The sequence below is a fragment of the Brevundimonas sp. genome (assembly GCF_013912065.1).
In the GTDB taxonomy this organism is placed as follows: domain Bacteria; phylum Pseudomonadota; class Alphaproteobacteria; order Caulobacterales; family Caulobacteraceae; genus Brevundimonas.
Genome location: NZ_JACESA010000001.1, coordinates 37,110 through 50,285 on the forward strand (window position 1 = coordinate 37,110; position 13,176 = coordinate 50,285).

Consider the following 13,176-nt stretch of genomic DNA (forward strand, 5'->3'; position numbering starts at 1 on the left):
GGCGCCGCTAGACGGCCTTGCAGTGGCGGTTGATGAAGGCCTCGTGGGTCGGCATCCGCTCGACCGTCTGGCGGATCGACAGCCTGATTTCCTCCAGCCGACGCTGAATTTGTTCCAGCGTCGCCGTCTCTGTCAGGGGGTCGGGACGCAGCGGCGTCAACCCTTGGCCCAGCATGACGGCGACCCAGCTGGCCTCCTGGAACAGTTCGTCCTCGACGCGGAAGATACGGCCGCGGCTGCGGAACAGGTCGATCTTCTCGGTCAGGCTGTCGGGCAGGCTCATCGCCCGGACCTGTCGCCACAGCGGCGAGTCGTCCCGTTCGGTGGCGTGGTAGTGCAGGATGATGAAGTCGCGGACCCGCTCGAACTCGGTCTGCATCAGCCGGTTGTAGTTGTCGATGTCGGCCTGGGCGAAGCCGGTGTCGGGGAAGCTGAGCAGCAGTTTCGATAGACCGGACTGGATCAGGTGGATGCTGGTCGATTCCAGCGGTTCGAGGAAGCCGGAGGCCAGGCCCAGGGACAGGCAGTTCTTGTTCCAGGCCTTGCGCCGACGTCCGGTCGTGAACCGCAGGAAATTGGGTTCGCCCGTGGCCGGCGCGTCCAGCGAGGCCCGCAGGGTCGCGACGGCCTCATCGTCCGAAATGAAGGGGCTGCAATAGACGTAGCCGTTGCCCGTCCGATGCTGCAGCGGGATACGCCAGCGCCAGCCCGCCGCCAGGGCCGTCGACTGGGTATAGGGGACAGGATCGGCGACACGGGCGCAGGGCATGGCCACGGCGCGATCGGCCGGCAGCCAGTGCGTCCAGTCCTCATAGCCGGTCTTCAACGCGCCTTCGATCAACAGGCCGCGGAACCCCGAACAGTCGATGAAGAAGTCGGCCGCCAGTTCGCGCCCGTCCTCTAGGGTCACGGCGCGGATGAAGCCGTCGTCGCGCAGCACGACGTCGCCGATTCTGCCTTCGTGACGCACGACGCCCCGCGCCTCGGCCTGTTTGCGCAGGAAGCGTGCATAGAGACCCGCATCGAAATGAAAGGCGTAGGTCATCCGGTGCGGGGCTGAGCCGGCGCCATCGTCCGGACGCGAGAACCGGCCGGCCCGCGCCGCCGTGGCGGTGATCGAATAGTCGTCGATCTCTCCGGCCAGACCGGCCTGACGCAGCCTCAGCCAGTACTGATGAAAGGCCGTGACGCCCAGGGGCGCGCCGAAGACGCCGAAGGGGTGGATGTAGCCGTGGCCGTGACGAAGCCAGTCCTGGAAGACGATGCCCAGTTTGAACGTGGCCTGGGTTTCGCGGATGAACTGGTCTTCGTCGAGGCCGAGCAACTGGTTGAACAGCCGGATCGGCGGAATGGTCGCCTCGCCGACGCCGACCGTGCCGATAGTTTCGGATTCGACAAGATCGATGCGGACCGCGCCGCCGAGGATATGGGACAGGACGGCGGCGGCCATCCAGCCGGCCGTGCCGCCGCCGACGATCAGAATGCGCTGAACTGGGGCGGGGACCATCAGGCGTGGCCGGTGAAATGTTCGGAATGGGCGGGCAGGCTGGCGACGGCCTGGCGGATCAAATCGGCGAACCGCGTCGCCTGACGTTCGACATCGTCCAGGCCGTCGATCGAGACCAGGGGCGAGGCGCGGCGGGGCCAGACGCCCAGGCCGGTGAAGACGGCGGTCCAGCTGTCCTCGCGGAAGGACTCGTCCTCCAGCAGCGCGACTTCACCGCGCGCCCGGAACAGATCGATCTTGTGCGCCAAAGTGTCGGGCGGCGCAGTCTCGCGACAGTCTCGCCACAGGTCGCCGTCGGTGCGGGTCGCCAGATGATAGTGCAGAATGATGAAGTCCCGGATCCGCTCCATCTCCTGCGCGGAGCGGCGATTGTATTCGCTGATCAGAGCCGGGTCGAAGCTGCGATCCGAGAACAGATCCAGCAGGCGGCCTATGCCGGTCTGGATCAGGCTTATACTCGTGGACTCCAGCGGTTCGATGAAGCCGGAGGCGAGACCCAGGGCCACGACATTGCCCTTCCAGGCCTCGCGACGGCGGCCGGCGACGAAGCGCAGCCGGTTCGGCTCCGCCAGGGGAGGGGATTCGATCTGGCCCAACAGATCGTCGAGCGCGGCTTGGTCCTCGATATGGGCGCTGGAATAGACATAGCCGTTGCCGACCCGGTGCTGGAGCGGAATACGCCATTGCCAACCGGCCTGCCGGGCGCGGGCGGTGGTCATCGGCTCGGCCGGTCGCGCGGCGGCGCAGGGCAGGGCGACGGCCCGGTCGCACGGCAGCCAGCGCGTCCAGTCCTCGTAACCCGCCTGCATCGTCTGTTCGATCAGCAGGCCCCGGAACCCCGAACAGTCGATGAAGAGATCGGCCTCGATCTCACGGCCGTCCTCCAGCCGGACGGAGCGGACATGGCCTGTCTGGTCGTCGCGCGGCACGTCGACGATCCGCCCTTCGCAGCGGACCACGCCAAGACCCTCCGCCAGGGTGCGCAGACGCCGCGCGAACAGACCGGCGTCGAACTGGTAAGCGTAGGAGAAATGCGACAGGACCGAACGGGAATCGTCCACGGGCGGTGCGAACCGGCTCGCGCGCGCCATGGCCGTTGGCAGCGACCAGGCGTCGAGACTGTCGATACGCCCGGCCGCCTTCAGTCGGAACAAATACTGACGCCAGGCCTGGCCCGCGATGATCGGGCCATAGTCGCCGAAGCCGTGAAAATATTCCGAGCCCGGCCCGCTCCAATCCTTGAAGGCGATCCCTAGTTTCGCCGTGGCCGCCGTCGAACGGATGAAGTCGTCCTCGGCCAGACCGACCATCTGAACGAACTGACGGATCGGCGGAATCGTCGCCTCGCCGACGCCGACGGTCCCGATGGCTTCCGATTCGATCAGGGTGATCTTCAGCGACGGACCGCCGCGGCGGGTGAAGGCGCGGGCCAGGGCCGACGCGGCCATCCAGCCTGCCGTGCCACCGCCCACGATGGCGACATGGCGCACTTCGCCCGAACGCTGATCCATACCTGTTCCCCCCCCTTCGTCGGTCTAACGCCGATTCATCTACGCATCCTACTCCAACTCGGACGTTTTGAGTTTTGTGGTAGCGCTATCAGAAAATGCTTTTCATCGGATGAAAAGCTGTGCATCCTTGAAACGTGGCGAGCCTCACCCAAGGCGGGGGCGCCAATTCGGGAGGGATGTCGTTCCACGCCGCTTATAAGCGGCGGGCGCGACCAACAGGAAGGTTAGAGGCTTATGTCTCGTCAGAAACAGGTTCGTCGCGTCGCTCTGTTGTGTGGAGCCTCGCTGGTCGCCGTGGCGGCCATGATTCCCACGGTCTCGCTTGCTCAGGCACAGTCCGACGACGCAGCCGTCGTCGATGAAGTCGTGGTCACCGGCATTCGCGCCCAGCTTCGCTCGGCACAAGCCATCAAGAAGAATTCCGAAGTCATCGTCGATTCGGTGACGGCCGTGGATATCGGAGCCCTGCCGGACCGTTCGGTGTCCGAGGCGCTTCAGCGCATCCCGGGCATCACCCTGCAGCGGACCAACTCCGCCCGCGACCCCGCCCGTCTGGCGGCTGAAGGCGGCGGCGTCTTCGTGCGCGGCCTGTCGGGCGTTCGCTCCGAAACCAACGGGCGCGACATCTTCTCGGCCTCCAGCGGCCGGGGCCTGAGCTTCGAAGACGTATCCGCGGACCTGCTGTCCGGCGTGGACGTCTACAAGAACGTCGCCGCCAACATGATCGAAGGCGGTATCGCCGGCACGATCAACCTGCGCACCCGCGTGCCCTTCGACAACGTCGAGCCCCTGCTGGCGATCAACGCCGACTACAACTACGGCGACCTGTCCGAGAAGGGTTTCTGGTCGGGCAGCATCATCGCGTCTGACCGTTGGGACACCAAGATCGGCGAGTTCGGTCTGCTGGCCAATGTCAGCATCTCGAACGTGGGCAACCGCACCGACAGCATCTCGACCGACCGCTTTGATCCGGTCGTGCTCGATGCCGGAAATGCGTCCTCGGACGGCACGGGCGCGGCTGGCGAGACGGTCTATATTCCCAAGTACATGGGCTGGCGCACGATCGACTGGGAGCAGGAGCGCACTGCGGTGGCTCTGGCCGCTCAGTGGCGTCCTAACGATCAGTGGCTGTTCACCCTCCAGGCCTTGGGTTCGCAGGCCGACACCTATAATGTCGAATATGCGATGGGAACCGGCACGATTTTGACGCCGAACTCCTCCTACTCCTACAACGCCGAAAACGTGTTCGTTTCGGGCGATATTCCCAACGCCGAATACACGACCGACACCCGTATCGGTGACGACACCAAGAAGACCGGCGATGTCGCGCTGAACTTCAAATATACGCCAGGCGGCGCCTGGTCATTCAGCGGCGACCTTCAGTATGTGAAATCGACGGCCGAAATCTATTCGCTGACCGCCTTCACGCAGTTGGAAGACCGTCCGGACATGCGGATCGTCATCGACGGCGACCTGCCGACCATCACCTCCACCGGCGGTTCGATGGAAGACAAGTCCAGCTACTGGTGGGCCGCCGCCATGGATCATATCGAGGATAACGAAGCCGACGAACTGGCCGGTCGCCTGGACGCGCGCTACGATTTCCAGAACAACGACTTCTTCCGGTCGGTCGAGTTCGGCGTCCGCATGACGGACAAGAACTACACCAATCGCCAGACCGGCTATAACTGGAGTCTGCTGTCCAACCAGTACTGGCTGGGCAATGCCAATACGGTTTACCTGGACGACACGGGCTACGCCGGCGGGACGCAGGATCCGCGTCTGTTGGATTCCTCCTTCCTCTATACCTTCGACAACTTCTTCCGTGGCGACACGACGGTTCCAGGCGTGGCCTGGTTCCCGACCGCCGACCTGCTCAATCAGGGTACGGCGCACGCCTATGACATCCTGAAGAACACCCAGAGCGCCGGCTGGGGCTGGACGCCGCTCAGCGACGATTACGACAGCTATCGTCTGGGCAGCGGCAACGGCGGCGTGACCGATCTGCAGGAAAAGACCGAGGCCGCCTACATCTACACCCGCTTCGGCAACGACACCGCCTTCTTCGGTCGCGGGATGGACGGCAATATCGGCCTGCGCGTCGTCAAGACCACCACCGAGACCAACCAGGTCCTCACCCTGCCGACGATAACGGGAACCTGTCCGCCCGCCACCAATCCAGCGGCGGACTGCACCGCCTTCAATCAGGCGGTCCAGTTCGTATCCGGCGGGGCCCTGGAGGCGGGCGCCGACATCAGCAAGGACTACACCAATGTCCTCCCCAGCCTGAACCTGCGGGCCTTCCTGACTGACACCCTGCAGGCGCGGTTCGCTGTTTCGCGCGCTATCCTGCGGCCGGAGATGTACCAGCTTCAGCCCTTCACCAATCTGTCGATCAACTTCGAATCCGACGGCTACACGCTGAATCCGACGACGCCCTATACGGGGACGGGCGGTAATCCGAACCTCGAGCCGCTCAAGGCGACCAACTACGACTTCAGCCTCGAGTGGTATTTCGCGCCGACGGGCAGCCTGACCTTCGCCGCCTTCCACAAGGATTTGAAGGACTACATCTTCTCCGGCAGCTCGACCGAGACCTACACCAACGGCGGCGTCACCTACGACTTCCTGATGACGCGCTACGCCAATGGCGACGAGGGCAAGATCGACGGTTTCGAACTGGCCTATTCCCAGTTCTACGACTTCCTGCCGGGACCGCTCAGCGGCCTGGGCGTCCAGGCCAACTTCACCTATGTCGACAGCAGCGGCGGCCGGAACACCAGCCAGGATATCCTGAGCGGCGACCAGAACGCCGGCGCGGGCGCGGATCTGCCGCTCGAAGGCCTGTCGAAGACCAGCTACAACGCCGCGCTGCTGTATGAGAAATACGGCATCTCGGCGCGCCTCGCCTACAACTGGCGCGAGGAGTATCTGATGACGACTTCGGCCGCCAACATCAATGCGCCCGTCTGGGCCAGCGATTATGGCCAGCTGGACGGTTCGATCTTCTACAGTCTGACCGAAGACGTGAAGATCGGCATCCAGTCGACCAACATCCTGAATGAACGGACCGTGCTGAAGGTTGGCAACGAGACCCGCAAGCCGGAGTACAACTGGGTGGATACCGATCGCCGGGTCGCCGTGGTGCTTCGCGCCGCCTTCTGATCGGGCCTGATCAACCGGGGCGTCGGCGTCGTCGGCGCCCCGACTGTTTTTTTCTTATCGACGTTGGGAGGCGGCGATGGGTGTTTTCGCACGTGGATTGACTTCAGCCCTATCGGTGGCGGTCCTTTTGGCCGCGACAGCGGGGTCGTCGCTTGCCCAGACGGCCATTCCCCGGCTGGTGGAGCAGAACGGCCGCCACGCCTTGATGGTCGACGGCGCGCCGTTCACCGTCCTGGGCGCGCAGGTCAACAACTCAAGCAACTATCCGGCCCCCCTGGCCCTGGCCTGGCCCGCCGTCCACCATGTCGGCGCGAATACGGTTCAGGTTCCCATCGCCTGGGAACAGATCGAACCGGTCGAGGGTCAGTTCGACTTTTCCTTCGTCGATCATCTGGTGCAGGAAGCCCGCCGCAACGACGTGCGTCTGGTCATCCTGTGGTTCGCGACCTGGAAGAACACGGCGCCCAAATATGCGCCGGCCTGGGTCAAGCTGAATTCCGCGCGCTTTCCCCATCTGATCCAGAAGGACGGGTCCGAATCCTACGCCATGTCGCCCTATGGGCGCGAGACCTTGGCCGCGGACGCGCGCGCCTTCGCCGCCCTGATGCGCCACATTCGTCAGATCGACGAACGCCAGCGCACCGTCATTATGGTCCAGCCCGAAAACGAGGTCGGCACCTACGGCTCCGTGCGCGACTATTCCCCCGCCGCCCAGGCGGCGTTCGAGGGGCCGGTTCCGCAGGTCTTGCTGGATCGGACGGGGCGCTCGCCCGGAACCTGGTCGTCCGTCTTCGGCGAAGAGGCCGAAGAATTCTTCCACGCCTGGTCCATCGCATCCTATGTCGAGGCCGTCGCGGCGGCCGGCAAGGCGGAATATGCCCTGCCCATGTATGTCAATGCGGCCCTGACAGACCCGCTTAAACGCGTGGCGCCGACCAACTACGCCTCGGGCGGTCCGGTGTGGCCCGTGATCGATGTGTGGAAGGCGGCGGCTCCGTCGATCAGCCTGCTGGCGCCCGATATCTATGACCGCGGCTCGGACAGTTACGAAGGAACGCTGGGCCATTACGCGCGGCCCGACAACGCGCTGTTCGTCGCCGAAACCGGCAATGATCCGTCGTTCGGTCGCTTCCTGTTTTCGGTGCTCGGGCGCGGCGGCGTGGGCTATTCGGCCTTCGGGATCGACTATACCGGCTACGCCAACTGGCCGCTGGGCTCCAAGGCCGTCACCCCCGAGACCCTGACCCCGCTGAAGACCAGCTACGCCGTGATGCGCCCCTGGGGACGCGTCTGGGCCCGTGCGGCTTGGGAAGGCCGCGTCTGGGGCGTCGCCGAACCGGACGACCGTTCCGAACAGAAGATCGACCTGGGGGACTGGACGGCCCGCGTGCGCTATCGGCTCTGGCAGTTCGGCCTGCCCGAATGGACCTGGCTGGGCGAACAGGGGCCGGCGACCGGCACCGAAAATCCGAATGGCGGCGTCATCATCGCCCAACTCGACAATCCCGGCGAGTTCTTCGTCAGCGGCATGCATGCGCGCGTCGATTTCGAGTCGAAAGCCTCGACCGACGGCAAGCGTCGCATGGTCGTGCGCTATGAAGAGGGCCATTTCGACGAGGCCGGGAAATGGGTCTTCGAACGCATCTGGAACGGCGACCAGACTGATTATGGCCTGAACTTCACCGACCGACCGCAGCTGCTGCGCGTCGTCACCGCCACCTACTGACTGTATTGAAAGAAGCGAGCGCCCCCATGACTTCGACCCTCGCCCGCCGCGTCCTGCTGGCCGCCCTGATGATCGCGCCCCTGGGCGCCTGTTCCAGCCTGATGGACACTGCCTCGGCCGGCGCGATCCAGCAGGCCGCCTTCGAGCGCATCCCCGCCGGCGTCGTCATCGCCCCGACGCAAGGACCCGCCCGCCGCGTCCGTCTGGAGGTCTATGGCCCCGAGACCATCCGCGTCACCGCCACCGAAGACGCCGACCTGGACCTGCCCGCCAGCCTGATGGTCACGGCCCAGCCCTCGACCACCACCCCGTTCCAGGTCGAGACCCAGGGCGATCTGGTCGTGCTGAAAACGGCCGAGGCCACGGCGGAGGTGTCGCGCACCACCGGCGCCGTCCGCTTCCTCGACGAGAACGGCCAGGAGGTGCTGAAGGAGCGCCCGGGCAGCCGCGAACTGACGCCGGTCACAGTCGAAGACCAGACCGGCGATCACCGCTTCCTGGCCACGCGCCAGGTGTGGGAAAGCCCCGCCGACGAAGCCTTCTACGGCCTGGGTCAGCACCAGCAGGGCACGATGAACCATAAGGGCCAGGACGTTCTGCTGGCCCAGCACAATATGGACGTGGGCGTTCCCTTCGTCGTCTCCAGCCGCAACTACGGCCTGCTGTGGGAGACCAACGCCATCACCCGGTTCGGCGACCCGCGCCCCTACGGCATGCTGTCCGACCGGCTGATCGTCCGCGACGCCGGGGGCGCGTTCGGCGGCCTGACGGCCCGCTATTATCAGGACGGGGTGCTGAAGATCAGCCGGCCCGAGAGCCAGGTGAATTACGAGTTCATCCGCGACCAGCAGCGCTGGCCCGAGGGCTTCAAGGCCCAGCCCGGCGCCCCGGTCCAGACCGGCGACATGGGCAAGCCCGGCCAGGCCGGTGTGAATGTCGTCTGGGAAGGCTCGATCGAGACCGCCACTGCCGGCCTGCACAAGTTCCGGCTCTATTCGTCCGGCTATGTGAAGGTGACGATCGACGGCAAGGTGGTCGAACAGAACTGGCGCCAGAACTGGAACCCCTTCGACCATGATTTCCAGGTCCAGCTGCCCGCCGACACCCGCGTGCCGATCCGCATCGAATGGACGCCGGACGACGGCTATATCTCGCTGCGCCACATGGACCCGCTGCCGGCCGCCGATCAGGGCGCGCTGAGCCTGGCGTCGGAAGTCGGCACGGCCATCGACTATTATTATGTCGGCGGCGACGACATCGACGGCGTTATCTCCAACTATCGCGGCCTGACCGGCAAGGCCGTCATGCTGCCCCGCACGGCCTATGGCTACTGGCAGAGCCGTCAGCGTTACAACAACCAGGAAGAGGTCGTGGGCGCCGTGCGCCGCTATCGCGAACTGGGCCTGCCGATCGACATGGTGGTGCAGGACTGGTTCTACTGGCCCGAGAACGCCTGGGGCTCGCACCAGTTCGATCCGGCCCGATATCCGAACCCGACCCAGATGGTGAAGGACGTTCATGACATGAACGCCGACATCATCATCTCCGTCTGGCCGAAGTTCTATCCGACGACGGATCATTACAAGCAGCTGGACGCCATCGGCGGCATGTACACCCGCAACGTCGATGTCGGCGCGCGCGACTGGGTCGGCCCCGGCTACGCCAACAGCTTCTATGACCCCTATCTGCCGGCGGCCCGCGACCTGTACTGGAAGCAGATGTCCGACAGCTTCAAGGGCATGGGCTTCGACGGCTGGTGGCTGGATTCGGTCGAGCCGGACATGCACTCCAACCTCGACATCCCCGAGCGGACCCTGCGGATGGGGCCGACGGCGGTCGGGCCGGGCGCCTATGTGTTCAACTCGTACCCGCTGGTGAACGCCGAGAACGTCTATCGCAACTTCCGCGCCGAACAGGACGGTCAGCGCACCACCATCCTGACCCGTTCGGCCTGGGGCGGCCTGCAACGCACCGGCTCCATCCTGTGGTCGGGCGACGTGGTGGCGCGCTGGGACAATCTGCGCGACCAGATTTCGGCGGGCGTCAACGCCGGCCTGTCGGGCCTGCCCAACTGGACCCACGACATCGGCGGCTTCTCGGTCGAAGCCCGCTATTCCAACCCCGAAGGCATGAAGGCCGAGGACAAGGCCGAATGGGACGAGCTGCAGCTGCGCTGGTTCCAGTTTGGCGCCTGGTCGCCGATCTTCCGCTCGCACGGCGAATTCCCGCTGCGCGAGGTCTATAATCTGGCTGATCCGGGCACGGACTATTACGCCGCCTACGCCGACCAGATGCGGACCCGCTACCGGCTGATGCCCTATATCTACAGCCTGGCGGGCGACACTTATCTGCGCGACGGCACCATCATGCGCGGCCTGGTCATGGACTTCCCGTCCGACATGAAGGCCCGCGACGTCGCCGACCAGTATATGTTCGGTCCGGCCCTGATGGTCGCCCCGGTCACTGAGTACAAGGCGCGCAGCCGTTCGGTCTATTTCCCCGCCGGCGCCGACTGGTACGATCTGAAGACGGGCCAGACCTTCTCGGGTGGTCAGACCGTCACCGTCCCGGCCGCCCTGGACAAGATCCCGGTCTTCGTCCGCGCCGGTTCGATCCTGCCGACCGGCCCGGCCATCACCTATACGTCCGAGAAGCTGGACGGCCCCCTGACCCTGGTCGTCTACACCGGGGCGAACGGCGCCTTCTCCCTCTATCAGGACGACGGCCAGGACTATGGCTATGAGCGGGGCGAGTTCTCGACCATTCCGATGACCTGGGACGACGCGCGCGGCGTGCTCAGTATCGGCGCCCGCGCCGGTTCGTACCCGGGCATGCCGGCCAACCGCACGATCAATGTGCGCTTCGTCAGCGGACCGGGCGCGAACGTCGGCGACTTCGACGCCGCTCCGGCCCGGACGGTCCAGTACACCGGCCAGGCGGTGGAGATCCGTCGCTAGGACGAAACCGCGAAACGGGAACTGGGCATCGGCAACGCCCCTAATGTCGATGCCCAACCTGTTGTCTTGTAAGCCTCTTTAAAAAAGATCGGGCAATCGACCGTGCAGGGCGCCAGGCGGGCTTATACTCTCGGCTCGGTCTTTGACATTGTCGGTCCCGACGAAGCGAAGTTGGGCTCGTTGGACTGTTTTTTCGTTGACAGTCCAACCTCCGGCCAAATTGCACTCGATTGCATATTGCACCGATTTCGAAGGGTGCAGTTCAATTTTGGAAGCCCGCTTCTGCGGGGTGATCAGGAGGCGCAGATGCGCTCGTTCTTGCTTTCCGCCGCCGCCGCGACCGTCCTGACCGCGACAGCCGGCTCCCTTCAAGCCCAGGTTCAGCCCCCCGTCGCGCCCCTCGTTCAGGCGTCCTCCGTTCAGGCGCCTGCCGCCCTGCTGGATCCCATGTTCCAGGATCACGCCGTGCTCCAGCGGGGCCGGCCGGTCGCGGTCTGGGGCAGGGCGGCGCCCGGCGCGGCCGTCTCGGTCGCCCTCGGTCAGACCCAGGTCCAGACGACCGCCGGCGCCGACGGCGCCTGGCGCGCCAGTCTGCCGACCCTGACTGCCGGCGGCCCCTATGTCCTGACGGCTCAGGCCGGCGGCGCGACCCAGACTGTGTCCGACGTCATGGTCGGCGACGTCTGGCTGTGTTCGGGCCAGTCGAACATGGAGTTCGCGGTTCGCCAGGCCACCAACGCCGACACCGAGATCGGCGCCGCCAACGACCCGAACCTGCGTCTCTTTCTGGTCGCCCGCTCCAGCCTGCCGGCGCCCTCGTCGGCTTCAGGTCCGGTGGGGCAATGGCGCACGACCAGCCCGGAAAGCGTGCGCGACTTCTCGGCCGCCTGCTACTACATGGGTCGAGATCTTCGGCGTACGGACAATGTTCCTGTCGGTCTGATCTCCGCCTCCTGGGGCGGGTCGATCATCGAGGACTGGCTGAGCCGCGACGCGATCGTCAAACTGGGCGGCCAGGACCAGGCGCTGAACGCCCTGGACGCCTATGCGCGCGACCCTGCCGAAGGAGACGCCATCTGGCGCGAGGTCACTCAGGCCTGGTGGATGGCCAACGATCCCGGCACTAAACAGGGCTGGAACCTTCCCCAGACCCGCGACGCCGACTGGGCTCCCATCCCCGCCGAAGGCTTCTGGGAATCGACCCTTCCTGGGCTGGAGACCTTCGACGGCGTCGTCTGGCTGCGGAACGAGGTCCAGCTGACCGCCGCCCAGGCGCGCCAGGCCGCGACGCTGGAACTGGGTCCGGTCGACGACGCCGACGTCACCTGGGTCAACGGCCGCTACGTCGGCGGCCAGCAGGGCTGGGACACGCCGCGCAGCTACGCCCTGCCGGCCGGAAGCCTGAAGTCGGGCCGCAACCTGATCGCGGTCGGGGTGCTGGACACCAACGGCGGCGGCGGCGCCTGGGGACCGGCGGCGAACAAGCGGCTGGTGTTCGCGGACGGGACCAGCGTCTCTCTGTCGGCGCACTGGCGTCACCGCGTCGCCGCGCCCTTGGGCGACCTGCCCAATCCGCCCCGCACGCCCTGGATCGGCGGCAGCGGCACGACGACCCTCTACAACGGCATGATCGCCCCCCTGGGCGCCTACGGCGTGAAGGGCATGGCCTGGTATCAGGGCGAGTCGAACGTCGGCGACTATGTCGGCTATCGCCGCCTGCTGCCCGCTCTGTTCGCCGACTGGCGCGCCCGGTTCGAAAACCCCGAGATGCGGATGCTGGTGGTGCAACTGGCGAACTTCGGACCCGCCGCAACCCAGCCGACCAACTCCTACTGGGCCGCCCTGCGCGAGAGCCAGCGCACCGTCGTCAACGCCGATCCTTTGGCGGGCCTCGCCGTCGCCCTCGACATCGGCGACCGCTACGACATCCACCCCACCAACAAGCTGGAGGTCGGCCGCCGCCTGGCGTTCGAGGCGCGTCGTCTGGACGGGACGACCCAGCCGGTCTCGCCCCAGCCGGTCTCGGTCGAACGCGGCGCGGACGGCGTCCATGTGCGCTACGCCCCCGGCACGGCTCTGGCCGCCTATGGCTTCAACCGCCCGATCGGTTTCGAACTGTGCGGGGCCGACAACGCCTGCCGATTCGTCGATGCGACCCTGGTTGGCGATCAGGTGGTGATGGCCTCGGCCCAGCCGACCGACGTCAAGGTGCGCCTGTGCTGGGCCGACAGCCCGATCTGCAACCTCTACGGCCCCGCCGGCCTCCCGGCGGCCCCGTTCGAGGCCGCCATCCGCTGATCAGACACGGCG

Annotated in this window: 6 protein-coding genes; 4 read left to right on the forward strand and 2 right to left on the reverse strand. The window is 65.8% G+C overall.

Annotation, left to right across the window (positions count from 1 at the left end; genetic code table 11):
• Positions 1-7 precede the first annotated feature (7 nt).
• Together H2037_RS00180 and H2037_RS00185 are read right to left on the reverse strand one after the other, a co-directional pair.
• Positions 8-1,507: a tryptophan halogenase family protein gene (locus H2037_RS00180; RefSeq protein ID WP_292116101.1), complete on the reverse strand. Its 1,500-nt coding sequence runs from the start codon at positions 1,505-1,507 to the stop codon at positions 8-10.
• On the reverse strand, positions 1,507-3,018 hold the full coding sequence (locus H2037_RS00185) for a tryptophan halogenase family protein (protein ID WP_292116103.1): 1,512 nt from the start codon (positions 3,016-3,018) through the stop codon (positions 1,507-1,509). The genes H2037_RS00180 and H2037_RS00185 overlap by 1 nt, the downstream gene beginning before the upstream one ends.
• Positions 3,019-3,252: 234 nt before the next feature.
• Here H2037_RS00185 and H2037_RS00190 point away from each other — a divergent pair, with 234 nt between their 5' ends.
• The 4 genes from H2037_RS00190 to H2037_RS00205 all read left to right on the forward strand — a co-directional run bounded on the left by H2037_RS00190 (position 3,253) and on the right by H2037_RS00205 (position 13,164).
• Positions 3,253-6,183, forward strand: a complete 2,931-nt coding sequence (locus H2037_RS00190; RefSeq protein WP_292116106.1) for a TonB-dependent receptor — start codon at positions 3,253-3,255, stop codon at positions 6,181-6,183.
• A gap of 127 nt (positions 6,184-6,310) precedes the next feature.
• Positions 6,311-7,909, forward strand: coding sequence for a DUF5597 domain-containing protein (locus tag H2037_RS00195; protein WP_365832606.1), 1,599 nt, complete (start codon positions 6,311-6,313; stop codon positions 7,907-7,909).
• A gap of 26 nt (positions 7,910-7,935) precedes the next feature.
• Positions 7,936-10,866 carry a TIM-barrel domain-containing protein gene (locus H2037_RS00200; protein ID WP_292116110.1) on the forward strand — a complete coding sequence of 977 codons (2,931 nt, stop codon included), beginning with the start codon at positions 7,936-7,938 and terminating at the stop codon, positions 10,864-10,866.
• A gap of 306 nt (positions 10,867-11,172) precedes the next feature.
• Positions 11,173-13,164 carry a sialate O-acetylesterase gene (locus H2037_RS00205; RefSeq protein WP_292116112.1) on the forward strand — a complete coding sequence of 664 codons (1,992 nt, stop codon included), beginning with the start codon at positions 11,173-11,175 and terminating at the stop codon, positions 13,162-13,164.
• The last annotated feature ends 12 nt before the right edge of the window (positions 13,165-13,176 follow it).